This is a genomic window from Streptococcus bouchesdurhonensis, from assembly GCF_948472335.1.
On record NZ_CAOKTW010000003.1, the window covers coordinates 39250 to 55149 of the forward strand.

16 protein-coding genes are annotated in these 15900 nt (G+C 39.5%); 2 read left to right on the forward strand and 14 right to left on the reverse strand.

Going from position 1 to position 15900, the window contains the following annotated elements; translation table 11 throughout:
- Positions 1–57: 57 nt before the first annotated feature.
- From QMQ21_RS05685 to QMQ21_RS05710, 6 genes are all read right to left on the reverse strand, one after another.
- Positions 58–897, reverse strand: coding sequence for an amino acid ABC transporter substrate-binding protein (locus QMQ21_RS05685; RefSeq protein ID WP_261814080.1), 840 nt, complete (start codon positions 895–897; stop codon positions 58–60).
- A gap of 9 nt (positions 898–906) precedes the next feature.
- Positions 907–1536, reverse strand: a complete 630-nt coding sequence (locus QMQ21_RS05690; RefSeq protein WP_214614716.1) for an amino acid ABC transporter ATP-binding protein — start codon at positions 1534–1536, stop codon at positions 907–909.
- Between the two features lie 9 nt (positions 1537–1545).
- On the reverse strand, positions 1546–2187 hold the full coding sequence (locus QMQ21_RS05695) for an amino acid ABC transporter permease (RefSeq protein ID WP_261113731.1): 642 nt from the start codon (positions 2185–2187) through the stop codon (positions 1546–1548).
- A 139-nt stretch (positions 2188–2326) separates the two neighbouring features.
- Entirely contained in the window at positions 2327–3556 is a 1230-nt protein-coding gene (locus tag QMQ21_RS05700; protein ID WP_049551109.1) for a tetratricopeptide repeat protein, read from the reverse strand.
- Entirely contained in the window at positions 3546–4712 is a 1167-nt protein-coding gene (locus QMQ21_RS05705) for an AI-2E family transporter (protein ID WP_078238380.1), read from the reverse strand. Before QMQ21_RS05705 ends, QMQ21_RS05700 begins: the two co-directional genes overlap by 11 nt.
- 117 nt (positions 4713–4829) lie before the next feature.
- On the reverse strand, positions 4830–6812 hold the full coding sequence (locus tag QMQ21_RS05710) for a peptide ABC transporter substrate-binding protein (RefSeq protein ID WP_049551107.1): 1983 nt from the start codon (positions 6810–6812) through the stop codon (positions 4830–4832).
- A 176-nt stretch (positions 6813–6988) separates the two neighbouring features.
- On the opposite strand from QMQ21_RS05710, the gene QMQ21_RS05715 reads away from it, so the two are divergent.
- Positions 6989–8002: a lactonase family protein gene (locus tag QMQ21_RS05715; RefSeq protein WP_049500372.1), complete on the forward strand. Its 1014-nt coding sequence runs from the start codon at positions 6989–6991 to the stop codon at positions 8000–8002.
- A gap of 167 nt (positions 8003–8169) precedes the next feature.
- The gene (locus QMQ21_RS05720; RefSeq protein WP_049501810.1) at positions 8170–9426 is read left to right on the forward strand and encodes an ISL3 family transposase; all 1257 of its coding nucleotides are present in this window, start codon (positions 8170–8172) and stop codon (positions 9424–9426) included.
- 43 nt (positions 9427–9469) lie between these two features.
- Here the strand turns inward: QMQ21_RS05720 and QMQ21_RS05725 are convergent, their stop codons facing one another.
- The 8 genes from QMQ21_RS05725 to QMQ21_RS05760 all read right to left on the reverse strand — a co-directional run bounded on the left by QMQ21_RS05725 (position 9470) and on the right by QMQ21_RS05760 (position 15793).
- A complete protein-coding gene (locus QMQ21_RS05725) occupies positions 9470–9889 on the reverse strand; it encodes a F0F1 ATP synthase subunit epsilon (RefSeq protein ID WP_004256585.1) in 420 nt (139 codons plus the stop codon).
- A gap of 10 nt (positions 9890–9899) precedes the next feature.
- Positions 9900–11306: a F0F1 ATP synthase subunit beta gene (gene atpD, locus QMQ21_RS05730; protein ID WP_049547270.1), complete on the reverse strand. Its 1407-nt coding sequence runs from the start codon at positions 11304–11306 to the stop codon at positions 9900–9902.
- Between the two features lie 84 nt (positions 11307–11390).
- The gene (locus QMQ21_RS05735) at positions 11391–12269 is read right to left on the reverse strand and encodes a F0F1 ATP synthase subunit gamma (protein ID WP_000301224.1); all 879 of its coding nucleotides are present in this window, start codon (positions 12267–12269) and stop codon (positions 11391–11393) included.
- A 15-nt stretch (positions 12270–12284) separates the two neighbouring features.
- Entirely contained in the window at positions 12285–13790 is a 1506-nt protein-coding gene (gene atpA, locus QMQ21_RS05740) for a F0F1 ATP synthase subunit alpha (RefSeq protein WP_000996632.1), read from the reverse strand.
- Positions 13791–13804: 14 nt separating this feature from the next.
- Positions 13805–14341, reverse strand: coding sequence for a F0F1 ATP synthase subunit delta (locus QMQ21_RS05745; RefSeq protein ID WP_000359020.1), 537 nt, complete (start codon positions 14339–14341; stop codon positions 13805–13807).
- Complete coding sequence (gene atpF / locus QMQ21_RS05750; RefSeq protein ID WP_001103468.1) at positions 14341–14835, reverse strand: F0F1 ATP synthase subunit B; 495 nt, start codon at positions 14833–14835, stop codon at positions 14341–14343. Before atpF ends, QMQ21_RS05745 begins: the two co-directional genes overlap by 1 nt.
- A gap of 13 nt (positions 14836–14848) precedes the next feature.
- Positions 14849–15559, reverse strand: coding sequence for a F0F1 ATP synthase subunit A (gene atpB / locus QMQ21_RS05755; RefSeq protein WP_000392870.1), 711 nt, complete (start codon positions 15557–15559; stop codon positions 14849–14851).
- Positions 15560–15592: 33 nt separating this feature from the next.
- Positions 15593–15793: a F0F1 ATP synthase subunit C gene (locus QMQ21_RS05760; RefSeq protein WP_001054560.1), complete on the reverse strand. Its 201-nt coding sequence runs from the start codon at positions 15791–15793 to the stop codon at positions 15593–15595.
- Between the last annotated feature and the right edge of the window lie 107 nt (positions 15794–15900).

Genomic DNA, 15900 nt, shown 5'->3' on the forward strand with positions numbered 1-15900 from the left:
CAATCTGTCAAGCGATATCTAACTCTTATATTATAAATAAAAAGAAGAAACCGTCATTTAGATTCCTTCTTTCACTTCTTTTGTTGCTACATCTTCTCCAAACCATTTTTGGCTGATTTCCTGGAACTTTCCTTCTTGGTATAGTTCGATAAAGGCCTGGTTTAATGCTGTTAATAATCTTTTATCTGCTGGTCTAACTCCGACCGCAAATGATTCACTTTCAAATCCTGCTGAAAAGACATTGTAGTCATTTAATATACCCTCAGACTGGAGATAGTAATTAGCATACACTCGGTCAATCAACAAAGCATCAATCCGGTCATTTTTCAAATCAATCAAGGCCTCATTGAAACTCTGGTACTGATTAGCCTTCTGGTCTTTTACACGATTTTTCAGTAAATCTGGCTGGGCTGCAAAATCCAAATAACCAGAGGAACCGGCTTGGGCTCCCAAGGTCTTATCCTTCATATCCTCTACCGAATGAATCTGCTGGCTTTTCTTGGCAACCAGAACTTGTTGATTTTCCATATAAGGAATGCTAAAGGAAACCTTCTCTCGGCGTTCATCAGTGGCAGAATAGCCATTCCAGATGGCATCTATGGTTCCATTTTGCAGTTCCGTCTCTTTCATATCCCAGTCAATTGGCTGAAATTGAACCTTAAAGCCTAATTTTTCTGAGACAGCTTGTGCCAAATCAATATCAAAGCCTGTATATTGGCCATTCTTTTCTTCAAATCCCATGGGTACAAAGGTATTGTCAAAACCAATGGTTATACTTCCTTGCTCTTGATACTTATCCCAGTTATCCTGCTTGGGATCACTAGCCTTCTGAGTACAAGCTGTTAAAAAGAGAGTCAGGAGAGAAACCAATACTAAAGCAATTTTCTTATTAGTCATTGGCACCTCCTACTTAGGCTCAACCTTGAGAATCTGATCTGCGATATTTTCCGCAAACTGCAAATCATGGGTAACCACAATCTGGGTCACGCCAAGTTCCCTATTTTGCAAGATTAGTTTTTCCACTTCCAAGCGTAATTCTGGATCCAGGGCAGAAGTTGGTTCATCGTAACCTATGATTTCCGGGTCAATCATCATAGCACGCGCCAAGGCTACCCGCTGCTTTTGCCCACCAGATAGTGAGAATGGATAGGCGTCTGCGTGCCCTGCAAGTCCTAACTGTTCTAAAAGACATCGCGCCTTCAGCTCAGCCTCATCCTGCTTCATTCCCATGGTTTTCACAGGAGATAAGGTCAAATTGTCTAGAACTGATAAATGAGGGAAAAGTTGAAAATCTTGGAATACAAATCCCAGTAGATTGCGCTTCTCCAATTCATCCAATTCTAAAGGTTCTCCATTATAAAATATTTGCCCTGAATCAATGGTTTCAAGACCTGCAAGCATGCGTAAGAGAGTCGTCTTACCTCCACCCGAAGGCCCAACGATAGCCAGAATTTGCTTTTCAGGAATTTTTAGACTGAAATTGGACAAAATTTGCTTTTCACCAAATCCTTTATTAATATTTCGTAATTCTAACATGGCAGCCTCCTATCTATAGTAACTGTACTTCTTCTCAACTTTTTTGGAAATGATTGTCACAATCCCAATCAAAATCAAGTAAATGGCTCCTGCCAAGAACATAGGAACAAGACTAGCATCACGGTTGGCAGCTGTTCGACTCGCCAAGATAAGGTCTGAAATTCCTAGAGCATAGACCAGGGAAGTATCCTTGACCAAACTCATAACCTCATTAAATACACTAGGAAGAACAATCTTGGTCACCTGAGGCAAGATAATATAGCGGACTGTGTCAAAAGAACTAAACTTCAAAACCTTAGCAGCCTCATATTGGCCTTTAGGAATGGTATCAATCCCTCCACGGAAGATTTCAGCAAAGTAAGCCGCATAATTCAAAACAAAGGCAATAATGGCCGCAAGAAGACGATCCAAACGGATCCCAATGCTTGGGAGCACATAATAGATAAAGATCAATTGCAAGAGCAAGGGTGTGCCTCGCATGATCCAGATATAAATGTTAATCAGATGATGGAGGGGCTTCCAATGGACTTGCAGTGCAAAGGCAATCAAAACGCCCAAGGGAATAGAAAAAATCAAGACCAGTGCAAAAACCTGCAAAGTCATGCTTGCACCGCTCAATAAACTCGGTAATATCTCAAACAAATAAGACATACTGCACCTCCTAAAAATAATTGTTCCTATTATAGCATAAATAAACAAAATAACCAAGAATTTTTGTAAAAAAATTCTCTTTTAAAAAGAAAAACTATACCTATCAAAAATGATTAGATACAGTTTTTAAAATATATCCTTACAATCTCTCAAATAGTTCTTGCATTTGCACATCATCTGGAACCAGTTTTAAGTAAGCTTGGGCATTGACTTTGGCTTCCTCAAAGTAGCCCAATTCACGCAAGAGATAGATATAGTGTTCCAGAAACTCTGGATTGTCCTTCAAATCTCCTACTAATTCTTGGTAATGCTCGTAGGCAGTATCCAAATCGTCCATTTCTTGATAAGAACGAGCAATCATCCACTTGGTCAAAAGATTCTCTGGCTCATCATTTTGCAAGTCTAGAATGTCCTCATAACGTTCCTGTTCTAGATAAATAGTAGCTAGACGGAGTAAGATTTCTTCTGTATCCTCAGCGTCTTCTTTAGCAGTAAGGAGATAATTTTCTGCACCACTAGCATCATGCAATTCATAAGAAAATTGTGAAGCTGCTAACAAGAGTCTTGTTTCAAAAGGATTTTTCTCCAAGCCTTGCTTAGCGATACGCAGGGCTTCTTGAACTTGATGTTCCTTATGCAAGGCCTGACTATAACCATATTCATAGCCTTCAAAATCAGGTGAAATGGTATCAAGCTGCTTAAAGTAGAGGACAGCTTTTTGGTATTCTTCTCGATCAAAGTAAAGACTAGCCAACTCAAAAACTGTTAGGTCATCGTATTCTAACTCCAGGGCTTTTTCTAAAAACTCTGTAGCTGTTTCAAATTTCCCCAACTGTGCATAGGCAAAGCCAATTCGTTGATAGGTAGAAATGCCTGTTTGCTCATAAATAGTACGATTATCTAACTGGGCATAGCCTTGAATGGCCTCTTGATAATTTTCCAACTCACTATCCAACTCTGCTACTCCCAATATCAAGAGAGGATCCTCTGAATAACTCAAAGCCTCCAGCAATTTCTCACGCGCCACATCTGTCAAACCTTCCAACTGGTAAAGGTCTGCCTTCAGAGCCAAAGCCGAAACATACCAGTCACTGTCAGCTTGGATTTCCTCAAGATAAGCAAAGGCTTCTTCGATTTGACCATCCTCGCTAGCAATAGCCGCTAGATTAAGATGAACCTCTGGAAAATCCTCTACGATTTTCAGGTAAATTTCCTTGGCCTGAGGATAAAAACCAATCCCTTCAAGATAAGTTGCCAACTCATACAGAAGGTCACTTGGATCATTTTCTAAAGCTTTAACGAAATAGTGCTCAGCCTTGGTTAAATCTTGCTCCTCCAAGGCATGTAACATCTGTTGACTATTGTTCACTCTTGATTTCCTCTCCCTCTAGTTCATATAGGCCACTGACTACCTTATACCATTCAAAAATCGCTGAAATGACAACTTTAGCAGAGGCATAAACTGGAATACCGAGTAAGACTCCCCAAATACCAAACATGGATCCTGAAGTTAACAAAACAAAGAGAACATTAATGGGATGGATGTTTAATTGACTTCCCAAAATCAATGGAGAGACAAAACGGCCTTCAATAGTTTGTTCTACGATAAAGACAATCACAACTTTCAAAAGCATGACTGGCCCAGCAATCAAGCCCAATACTAGGGCAGGAAGCATGGCTAAGAAGCTACCCAAATAAGGAACCAGATTTAAAATACCAGCAGTAACTCCCAACGTAACTGCATAGCGTAGACCAATAATCTTGAAGAAAATCATAAACATTACCGCTACAATAATAGCCACTGTTACTTGCCCTCTAACATAATTGGACAACTGCTGGTTCACATCTGATAAAACTTGTCCAACAGGTTCTTTCAATTTCGTTGGCATGAATTGGGTCAAATAGTGACGTAGGCCTTTTCCATCACGTAAGAGATAAAAGAGCATGAACGGAACGATAATCAAGGCAACAATCACTTGAGAAGCCCCGCTAATAAAGGCGCTCACCCAGTTGACTGCTTGAGATGAAACCTTACTTGCCCAAACTGTAGCCTGACTTGAGAAGTTTGTCAAAACTTGTTCTAACTGAGGTCTGAAATCATCTGGTAAACGCTTGGTGACCAAATCATCAATAACTCGATCAGCATCTTCAAGGTAGACTGGAACATTCCTTGCAAAACTTAAAACCTGACGTTGCAGATTTGGAATAGCTACTGCCAAGCCCCAAATGATAAAGAGAGCGATAATCACAAAGACAATACTGATGGCTATGACCCGATTAATCCTATGCTTCTCTATCCAATCAACAATAGGATTCAACAAATAATATAGCAGGCCAGATAGAATGACTGGTAACATCACAACTTCCAAAAAGTCTAAAACAGGTGAAAATAGAAAACTAATCTTACTTAAAATAAAAAGATTCAGTCCCAATAATAAGGTTACCAAAAATACCGTAATTGCCTTGTTGTCCAAAAACCACTTGAAAAACCAAGATAGGCTAAAATGTTTCTCTTTGTGCTCCATAAATACTTCCTTTCTATTGTTCTCTCATTATACCATTTTTGAATCAAAATAACTCTTTTTTAAAGTGCTTACATGAAGACAGCGACATAAAAAATCCCCTCAAAAGAGGAGATTCGATTAGTCTTGAATATGACGGTCTAAGTTCTTCTGATAATCAGCATTGGATTTGCCTTTTTCATCAGCAAATTTCTTGCGGAACTCATCCATTTCTTTAGAAGTAACAATCTTGTCTTGGAGTTTAAGATATTTATAACTGTTATCGCCTGTTTTGTCACCAACCCAACCATCAGCACCACTGCCTAATACTTTCTTCGTTACAAGCATTTGGGCACCGTCTGAGTGTACAGGAATAACTAGAGCACTATCTGTTAACCAAGCTTGAGCCTTAGCATATTTAGAATAACGTTTTTGCAGATCTGTTTTCTCACTGTTTGCGTCATCAATCAATTCTTTGTATTTATCCAATCCAACTGTTTTAAGGGCTGGATTGTCTGTTCCTGGTGCTACACCAAGAGAGCTGAGGAGACTTGGGCCAGATGTTGGATCAAATACATCTAGATAAGTTGACGGATCTGCATAATCCGGACTCCAACCACTATTAACATTAATGTCCCAATCAACATTATTATTTGATGTCGCTAGAACAGTCATGTTTCCCAATTCATCATCAGAAACCTGTTGAATGTCAACAACTACATTTTCAGAGCCCATGGCTTCTTCAATTGATTGTTTATAAGACTGAGCTTGATGAATAAAATCTGTCTGAGTAGATGAAACTGGAAGATCTAAATGAATCGGAAACTGTACTCCATCAGCTTGAAGAGTTTTCTTAGCAGATTCAAACTTAACCTTAGCCTTGTCTACATTATGAAGTGAATCTTGCGCATCATCAAGACTGACATCTTTCCAAATACTATCCAACTTATCTAATTCTGTCTTAGTTACTTGACCAAACGATTGGTCTCCTACTTGTACAAATGTTGGAGGAGTGAAACTTGTACGTAGTTTACGCGGCGCCACTTCATCTCCAAACACCTGAGAAACAGCTGCTTTACGATCTGCAGCAAATGCCAAGGCTTGACGGAAGTCTTTGTTTAAAAGTGCTTTCTTAGTAGAGGATTTTTCTACATCACTTGTTTTAGCAGTATGATTATATGACACACGATCAATATTAGTAGACATATAGAATACGCCACCTCTTTGTTGACCATATACAATATTATCCTTGTATTTTTCTTTTAGACGTTCATAGTTGGCAGAATTTTTAAAGAGTGGAGCAGCTGGATAATGTCCCTCATCAAAACCGCGTCCTAGAGAATCTGCATCTTGACCATCAAAGAATGATAACTTGATATCATCAATAAAGACATTTTGCTTATCCCAATAATTTTGATTTTTGGTCATTTCGATAGAAGACTTAGATGTAAGACCCTTGAGGAGATAAGGACCGTTGTAGAGAATGCTCGTAACATCAGTGGCCTTACCAAAATCATCTCCTTTAGAAGCTAAAAAGTCTTCGCTAATAGGAGCAAGAACTCCCATTGTTGTCTTCGAATTCCAGAAAGATTCTGGATGATTCAAGGTATAAACAAGAGTATAATCATCCGTTGCTTTGACACCAACAGTAGAAAAATCTGTTGTTTTCCCATTTACATAGTCATCCAATCCTTTGATAGAATCCTGTACCAAATAGAGGGCCTGTGATTTCTTATCAGCTGCATGCTTCAGACCTGCTACAAAGTCCTGAGCCTTAACTTCACCATACTCCTCTCCCTCATTGGTATACCACTTGACACCCTGACGGATTTTATAGGTATAGGTCAAGCCATCTTTAGAAACAGTCCAATCTTCTGCAACCGATGGAACTAAATTTCCATATTGATCATTTTCTAGTAATCCATCAATAACATTACCTGTAATCTGTTTAGTGCTGACATTACCAGAAACTGTATAATCCAAAGTAACAGGATCTGATGTAAACACATAAGCATAATTCACTGGTCTAGTAGCATCTTTATTATCATTACCAGATGAACACGCTGCTAGAACAGCTACTGATAAAACAGTAAATCCTGTTGCTAAGAAAACACGTTTTTTCATAGTTAAACTCCTTTAATAGTTTTCTAAGATTAGAAAAGCACTTTTATTAAGTAAATCAATGAAAAAATTTCTAATATTATCATCAAAAGAATTAGGTGAAGGTCTTGCTAATCTTGATTTCTTCATACTTCCATTTTTGTGATATAATAGTCTTATCTTTACACAGAGGTATAGTAATGAAAGAAACTGTTTATTTTGGAACTTATACACGTCGTACTTCCCAAGGGATTTACATGGCAGACTTTGATACAGAAACTGGTCTGCTTTCAAATCTAGAACTTTTTGCAGCTGAACCAAGTCCGACCTACCTTGCCTTTGACCAGCATCAACATTTATACACTGTTGGTAGTCAAGACGATAAGGGTGGAATTGCAGCCTATCAAACTAATGGCACCTTATTAAATCACGTCGTTGAAGAGGGAGCCCCCCACTGTTATGTTGCCGTTGATGAAGAGCGTGATTTGGTTTACGCAGCAAACTACCACAAGGGACAGGTCCTTGTTTATAAACGTCAGGAAGATGGTCGTCTTCTACTTAGTGATGTTGATCAACACAGTGGCCAAGGTCCACATGAAAATCAAGCTTCTCCACATGTTCACTATACAGATTTAACACCTGACCACTATCTAGTGACCTGCGACTTGGGTACTGACCAAGTAATTACTTATGATCTTGATCCAGAAGGAAAATTATCTAAGCTCTATACCTATCATAGCCAGCCAGGAGCAGGCTCACGCCATATTATTTTCCATAACCATTATAAAATCGCTTATCTCATTTGTGAACTCAATAGCACTATCGAGGTTCTAATCTACGATGGTGTTGGCGAATTTGAACGCATGCAAGTCATTTCAACTCTACCAGACGGTTATAAAGGCTTTAATGGTACTGCTGCTATTCGTCTCTCTAAAGATGGGAAGTACCTCTACGCCTCTAACCGTGGCCATGATTCTATCGCAGTATATACAATCCTTGCGGACGGTAGCTTAGAGTTGTTAGAAATCGTTCCGACACATGGTCAGACTCCACGTGATTTTGATTTGACACCAGACCAAGAATTTGTCATTGCTGTCCATCAGGACTCTGACAATGCAACCGTCTTTAAACGCAATCCTGAAACTGGTCGTCTAGCAGAACTTTCTAATGACTTCCATGTCCCAGAAGCAGTCTGCATCAGTTTTGCCCCTTAAGAAAACATAAAAAATGAACTTGGTAACTCAAGTTCATTTTTTTGGCTCTATAATATTTGTAGTGGGTAAATCTCCTATAAATATTATGGAGCCTATTTTTGTGTAGAAAAAAAGTCCCATATGACCTATAATGAAAAGCGACGAAACAACTCATTAGAAAGATTCATATGGAACCATTACATTTTATCATAAAACTGCTCGATATCAAAGACCCTAATGTCCAAATTATGGATGTTGTTAATAGAGATACCCACAAGGAAATCATCGCTAAACTGGATTATGAGGCCCCATCTTGTCCTGAATGTGGAAGTCAAATGAAGAAATATGACTTCCAAAAACCATCGAAAATTCCTTACCTTGAAACAACTGGTATGCCTACCAGAATCCTCCTTAAAAAGCGTCGTTTCAAGTGCTATCATTGCTCTAAAATGATGGTCTCACAGACCTCTCTCGTCGAGAAAAATCACCAAATTCCTCGTATTATCAACCAAAAAATTGCGCAAAAATTGATTGAAAAAACTTCTATGACCGATATCGCTCATCAACTGGCTATTTCAACTTCAACTGTCATTCGCAAGCTTAATGACTTCCGTTTTAAGCATGATTTTTCTCGTCTTCCAGAGATTATGTCTTGGGACGAGTATGCCTTTACCAAGGGAAAGATGAGTTTCATTGCACAAGATTTTGATAATCTTAACATCATCACTGTTCTTGAAGGCAGAACACAGGCTATCATACGAAATCACTTTCTGCGCTACGAGCGAGCTGTTCGTTGTCAGGTGAAAATCATTACGATGGATATGTTTAGTCCCTACTATGCCTTAGCTAAACAGCTTTTCCCATGTGCTAAAATCGTTCTCGACCGCTTTCACATTGTCCAACATCTCAGCCGTGCTATGAGTCGTGTCCGTGTCCAAATCATGAATCAATTTGAGCGAAAATCTCATGAATACAAAGCCATCAAGCGCTACTGGAAGCTCATACAGCAGGATAGTCGTAAACTCAGTGATAAACGTTTTTATCGCCCCACTTTTCGCATGCACTTAACAAATAAAGAAATTCTAGACAAGCTTTTGAGCTATTCAGAAGACTTGAAACACCACTACAATCTCTATCAACTCTTGCTTTTTCACTTTCAGAACAAGGAACCTGTCAAATTCTTCGGACTTATTGAGGACAATCTAAAGCAGGTTCATCCTCTTTTTCAGACTGTCTTTAAAACCTTCCTCAAGGATAAAGAAAAGATTGTCAACGCCCTTCAACTACCCTATTCCAACGCCAAATTGGAAGCGACCAATAATCTCATCAAACTTATCAAGCGAAATGCCTTTGGTTTTCGGAACTTTGAAAACTTCAAAAAACGGATTTTTATCGCTCTCAATATCAAAAAAGAAAGGACGAAATGTGTCCTTTCTCGATCTTAGCTTTTCTTCAACCCACTACAGTTGACAAAGAGCCATTTTTTTCTTATAGTCTATTTCCGACATTAATACGGTTAATGGCACGTTGCAGTGCAATCTTCGCACGACGTTCTTGGTCAATCAAGTGTTTGTCTTGTGCTTCTTCAATTTCACGCTCTGCTCGAAGTTTGGCACGTTCTGCACGACTAACGTCGATATCACGAGCACGTTCTGCAGAGTCAGCAACAATTGTGACAACGCCATTGGCAACTTCGATAACGCCTCCGTTCACTGCAATCCAGTTCACGTGATTTTCATCATCTACACGTTTAACCTTAACCTCATCAACTGCTAAAACTGCAATCATATTTTCATGTCGTGGCAAGATTCCCATCTCACCATCCAGAGTTCGAACTGATACAAAGCTGGCATGGTGATCATAGACGAGACCATCTGGTGTCACGATCTGGACAGTTAACTGAGCCATAGATCACCTCTTAAAATCCCATTTTTTCAGCTTTTGCAATCACATCTTCGATAGAACCTACACCACGGAAGGCATCTTCTGGCAAGTGGTCGTGTTTACCATCAAGGATTTCCTTAAAGCCACGAACAGTTTCAGCAACTGGAACATAAGAACCTGGTTGACCAGTAAATTGTTCAGCAACGTTGAAGTTTTGTGACAAGAAGAACTGGATACGACGAGCACGAGCAACCAAGGTCTTTTCTTCATCAGAAAGCTCATCCATACCAAGGATAGCAATAATATCTTGCAATTCATGGTAACGTTGAAGAACACGTTTTACTTCAGCAGCAACTGCATAGTGCTCTTCTCCAACGATTTCAGGTGCCAAGGCACGTGAGCTTGAAGCAAGTGGGTCAACGGCTGGGTAGATACCCAATTGTACCAACTTACGTTCCAAGTTGGTTGTTGAATCCAAGTGAGCGAAGGCTGTTGCTGGCGCTGGGTCAGTATAGTCATCCGCTGGCACATAGATAGCCTGGATAGAGGTTACAGAACCCTTCTTGGTTGATGTGATACGCTCTTGCAATTGACCCATTTCCGTAGCAAGTGTTGGTTGGTAACCAACGGCTGATGGCATACGACCCAAAAGGGCAGATACTTCAGAACCAGCCTGAGTGAAACGGAAGATATTATCGATAAAGAGAAGCACGTCTTGTCCTTCTACATCACGGAAGTATTCGGCGATTGTCAAACCAGTTAGGGCAACACGCATACGTGCTCCTGGCGGCTCATTCATCTGACCAAATACCATGGCTGTTTTCTCGATAACACCTGATTCTTTCATTTCCCAGTAAAGGTCATTACCCTCACGAGTACGTTCCCCAACACCGGTAAATACTGAAATACCACCGTGTTCTTGGGCAATGTTGTGAATCAATTCTTGGATTAAGACGGTTTTACCAACTCCGGCACCACCGAAAAGTCCAACCTTTCCACCTTTAAGGTAAGGGGCAAGAAGGTCGATAACCTTAATCCCTGTTTCAAGGATTTCAGAAGAGGTAGACAATTCATCAAAAGTTGGAGCTTTTTTATGAATTGGCTGACGCTCTGCATCTTCTGTAAAAGGAACTTCCAAGTCAATGGTATCTCCCAAAACATTGAAGACACGTCCCAAAGTTTCTTTACCTACTGGTACAGAGATTGGACGACCTGTGTCCAATACTTCCATTCCACGAGTCAAACCATCTGTTGATTCCATGGCGATAGTACGGACCATACCATCTCCCAACTCCAAGGCTACTTCAAGGACGATTTTTGTTTTTCTTTCGTCATTTTTGTAGACGACAAGTGCATTGTTAATCTCAGGAAGTTTTTCCCCTGCTGCAAACAAGACGTCTACAACGGGACCGATAACCTGAGCAATTTTACCTGAACTCATCTCCTTCTCCTATTCTATATAAGATACTGTCGGTCCTAGCTTAACTAGGTCCTAAGTTCATTTTCATACGAGCTGGACTAGTGCCTATTCTAAGGCACTAGCTCCTGCTACGATTTCTGTAATTTCTTGTGTAATCGCCGCCTGTCTGGCACGGTTATACTGAATTGTCAAATCATTAATGACTTTCTTAGCATTATCTGTCGCTGTTTGCATGGCTGTCATACCAGCAGCATTTTCAGCTGTCTTAGCATCGATAATAGCACCATAAATCATACTTTCTGCAAATTGAGGCAACAACTGCTCCAAAATTTCTTCTCGACTAGTTTCCAACTCAAAGGTCAAACTGTAACTGTCATCCGCTTCATTTGGATCCAAGTCAACAATCGGAAGCATTTGCTCCACACGCATTTGACTGGTTAGCGTATTGACATGGTGGTTATAGCAGACATAGAGTTCATCAAAAAGTTCATTTTGGTACATTTCAACAGTTTTTGAAATAATCTTACGAACTTCATCAAAGCTTGGTTGATCTGCCAAGCCACGTAGTTCATAAAGTGGTTGAATACCACGAGCTTTAAAGAAATCAGCTCCCATTCCACCAATACAGATCATTTCAAAACCTTTACCGTCTGGATGGTATTCTTCTTTCAGCTCCATAACGGCTTTCAAAATAGAAGAATTATAACCTCCAACCAAACCTCGGTCTGATGTAATGACGATATAGCCTGTCTTCTTAACTGGACGGCTAATCAACATCGGATTGGTTGAACTACCAGCTCCATTCCCATGAAGAATATCCGTCAAAAGTTTACGAACTTTCTGAGCATAAACTTGGAAGTTGCGAGCAGCTTCTTCAGAACGACCTAGCTTAGCAGCTGATACCATCTGCATGGCATTTGTGATTTGACTAGTATTTTTTGTTGAGGCGATTTTTGTTTTAATATCATTTAGAGATACTGCCATCTGACACCTCTATTCTTATTGGAAGCTGGTTTGATTGAGAAACTCTGTAATCGCAGCATCCAAGACTGCTTCTTCTGGCAAGTCTTTTGTATCACGAATGGTTTCCAAAATCTCTGGATGTTGAGCATCAAAGAAGGCATGGAACTCTTCCTCGAAACGAACAATATCATCTACTGGAACAGTATCCAAGAAACCATGTGTCAAAGCATAGAGAATGGTTACTTGTTTCTCAACAGGTAATGGTTTGTGAACAGGTTGTTTCAAGACTTCAACTGTACGACGTCCACGGTTCAACTTAGCCTGTGTTGCCGCATCCAAGTCAGAACCAAACTTAGTGAAGGCTTCCAACTCACGGTATGAAGCAAGGTCGATACGAAGTGTACCAGCAACCTTTTTCATGGCTTTGATTTGTGCAGAACCACCTACACGAGATACAGATGAACCCGCATCGATGGCTGGACGAATACCCGCATTGAAGAGACCATCACCAAGGAAGATTTGTCCATCAGTGATTGAAATCACGTTGGTTGCGATATAGGCAGAGATATCTCCTGCTTGTGTCTCGATAAATGGTAGGGCAGTAATTGATCCACCACCAAGTTCATCAGAAACTTTAGCTGAGCGCTCAAGCAAACGGCTGTGAAGGTAGAAAACATCCCCTGGGAAAGCTTCACGACCTGGAGGACGACGAAGCAAGAGTGACAGTTCACGATAAGCTACCGCTTGTTTTGATAAATCATCATAAACGATCAAAACATGCTTACCTTGGTACATAAATTCTTCCGCCATGGCAACCCCAGCATAAGGAGCTAGGAAAAGCAATGGAGATGGTTGTGAAGCAGAGGCTGTCACAACGATTGTGTAGTCCAAGGCACCGTACTGACGTAGTGTTTCTACTTGCGTACGAACTGTTGATTCTTTTTGTCCAATCGCTACGTAGATACAGATCATATCTTGACCTTTTTGGTTCAAGATTGTATCAATCGCAATGGTTGTTTTCCCTGTCTGACGGTCACCGATAATCAACTCACGTTGACCACGACCAATCGGTACAAGGGCGTCAATAGCTTTCAAACCAGTTTGCAATGGTTCTGATACAGACTTACGTTGCATAACACCAGGAGCTGGTGCTTCTACTGGACGAGTTTTATCAGTGTAGATTTCTCCAAGACCGTCAACTGGACGACCAAGCGGATCCACAACACGACCAATCAGACTTTCACCTACTGGGACTTCCATGATTTTCCCTGTACGGCGGATTGTATCGCCTTCACGGATATCTGTAAAGTCACCTAGGATGATAATACCAACGTCTGTTGACTCCAAGTTTTGAGCCATACCATAAGAGCCGTTTTCAAAAATCAACAACTCTCCACTCATGGCATTTTCAAGGCCGTGAGCACGCGCGATACCGTCCCCGATATAGGTTACAACACCTGTTTCAGTCACATCAAAATTGGGTTTGAAATTTTCAATTTGTTGCTTAATTAAAGCGCTGATTTCTTGTGCGTTAATTGCCAAAAGAACACCACTTTCTATTTCAAATTTTCTTTAACAACTTTAAGTTGTTGTTTAATACTCACATCAATTGTCTTGTGATTGGCAAAAATGACAAAACCACCAATAAGACTTTCATCGATTTGTTCTTTTACACTCCTTACTTTAAGAGACATTTTTTTCTCAATCAAAGGGAGCAAGCGACTCTTCTGTTCATCAGTTAAAGGATGAGCTGAAGTAATCGTCACTTCAAATCGATTTGTTTCTTTTTCAAGTCGGTTCAAGCAATCTACAAGAATATCATAAAAAAGATTTGCTCTGTGATTGTAGATAAGAACCTGGATAAAGTTTTGCAATAAAGGTGACACTGAATCTTGGAAGAAAGTAATTGTTTTTTCCTTGTCAGACTCGTCTACTGCCACTTTTTTTAAAAAAGAAGGTAAGGCTGTTTCTTCAGCAACTTGCTTGATTTGAGCTAAGTCTGAAAAGATACGGTCTTCTTCTCCTTTTTCTATAACCAATTGGACAAAAGGCATGCTGTATTTTTCAATTACCTTTACTGTTTTCTTGTCCATTAAGCTTCTCCTAACTGATCGATATACTGATCAATGAGTTCTTTATGGGCATGACCGTCAAGGTTTTGTGAGATGATTTTACCAGCCAGGCTGATTGTCAAATCTGCTACCTCACCCTTAACGCTTTGTAAAGCTTCAGCTTTATTTTGAGCAATTTCTTGGTTCGCTTTTTCTTTCAAGCGTCCTGCTTCTAGCTTAGCATCTGCTAAAATACTAGCTTTGCTTTTCTCAGCTGTTTCTTTCGCATTCTCAATGATTGTCTTAGCTTCTTTACGGCTACCAGCCAATTCATCTTCGCGTTTTTGAGCCAATACTTCTGCTTTTTGACGTGCTTGTTCAGCTCCGTCAATATCTGCTGCAATTTTTTCTGCTCTTTGTTCGAAAATACTAGTCAAATTTGACCAAGCATATTTCTTAACCAAGACTAGCAAGAGAATAAAGGAACCAGCGATTAGTATAAAATCACCAAGTAATTCACCTACTGTTACATTCATAAACTACTCCTTTCTATTCTTCATCATTAATTTTATTTCCTAGGTACATTGAAGATAACAATGTAAATACATATGCTTGTACACAAGAAATAAAAACAGAAAATGCAGTCCAGATTAGATTTGTTCCAAAAGCAATAGGGTACCAATAGAAGGCCTGATGAGAAAGTAGGACTAACATACTTGCCATCACTTCCCCTGCAAAGATATTACCAAATACCCGCAATGCAAGTGAAAGGAGATTGGTAACTTCTTCCAAGAGATTCATTGGTGTCATAAAACCTGGTGTTACAAATGCTTTTAAATACTTTTTGATTCCACGACGACGAATTCCTTCTACGTGTGTCATTAAGATAATTGTAAAAGACAAGACCAAGTCAAATGACAAATTTGCTGTTGGTGAGGTCCAAAGATTTACACCATCTGTAGTCTGAATTCTAGCCATTAAGCCAATATTATTTGCAATGGCCATAAATAGGAATAAACAGAAATAAAAGAGAGAATAATCCTTTATCATTGGACCAAGGTTTGATTTTGTAAATCCAACAACAAAATCAAATAAATACTCTAATACATTTTGTTTTCCTGTGGGTCTCAAAGTCATATTTCGAGTTGCCCAATAAATAAAGCCAAAAATAAGTGCTACAGTCAACAAAGTCAAAACTACTATGGTTAAATTAAAGGTAACAGGACCAATATTGATGGTTGGATTAATACTTTCTTCCATCTAAAATCCTCCCTTTTTCAATTTATACTTCTTTTATTTGATGATAAATGAAAAGACAAGAGTAACAAAGAAAGTACCTTCAATAAAGGCAACCCCTAGGATCATCAAACTACGTAGTTCTGAGATGATATCTGGTTGGCGAGCAACTGATTTCAACAAACCGTTCATCAACATACCCTCACCAAGAGATACACCCATACAGGCAAGACATAGACCGAAAAATGTTAAATTCATGACGAATTCTCCTTTTAATTAAAATTTACTTACTTAGTTTAGTCCTAAAAATTGGATTTGTCAACTTTTTACTAACATTGAAAGCGTTTAATGAAATTTATTTACAA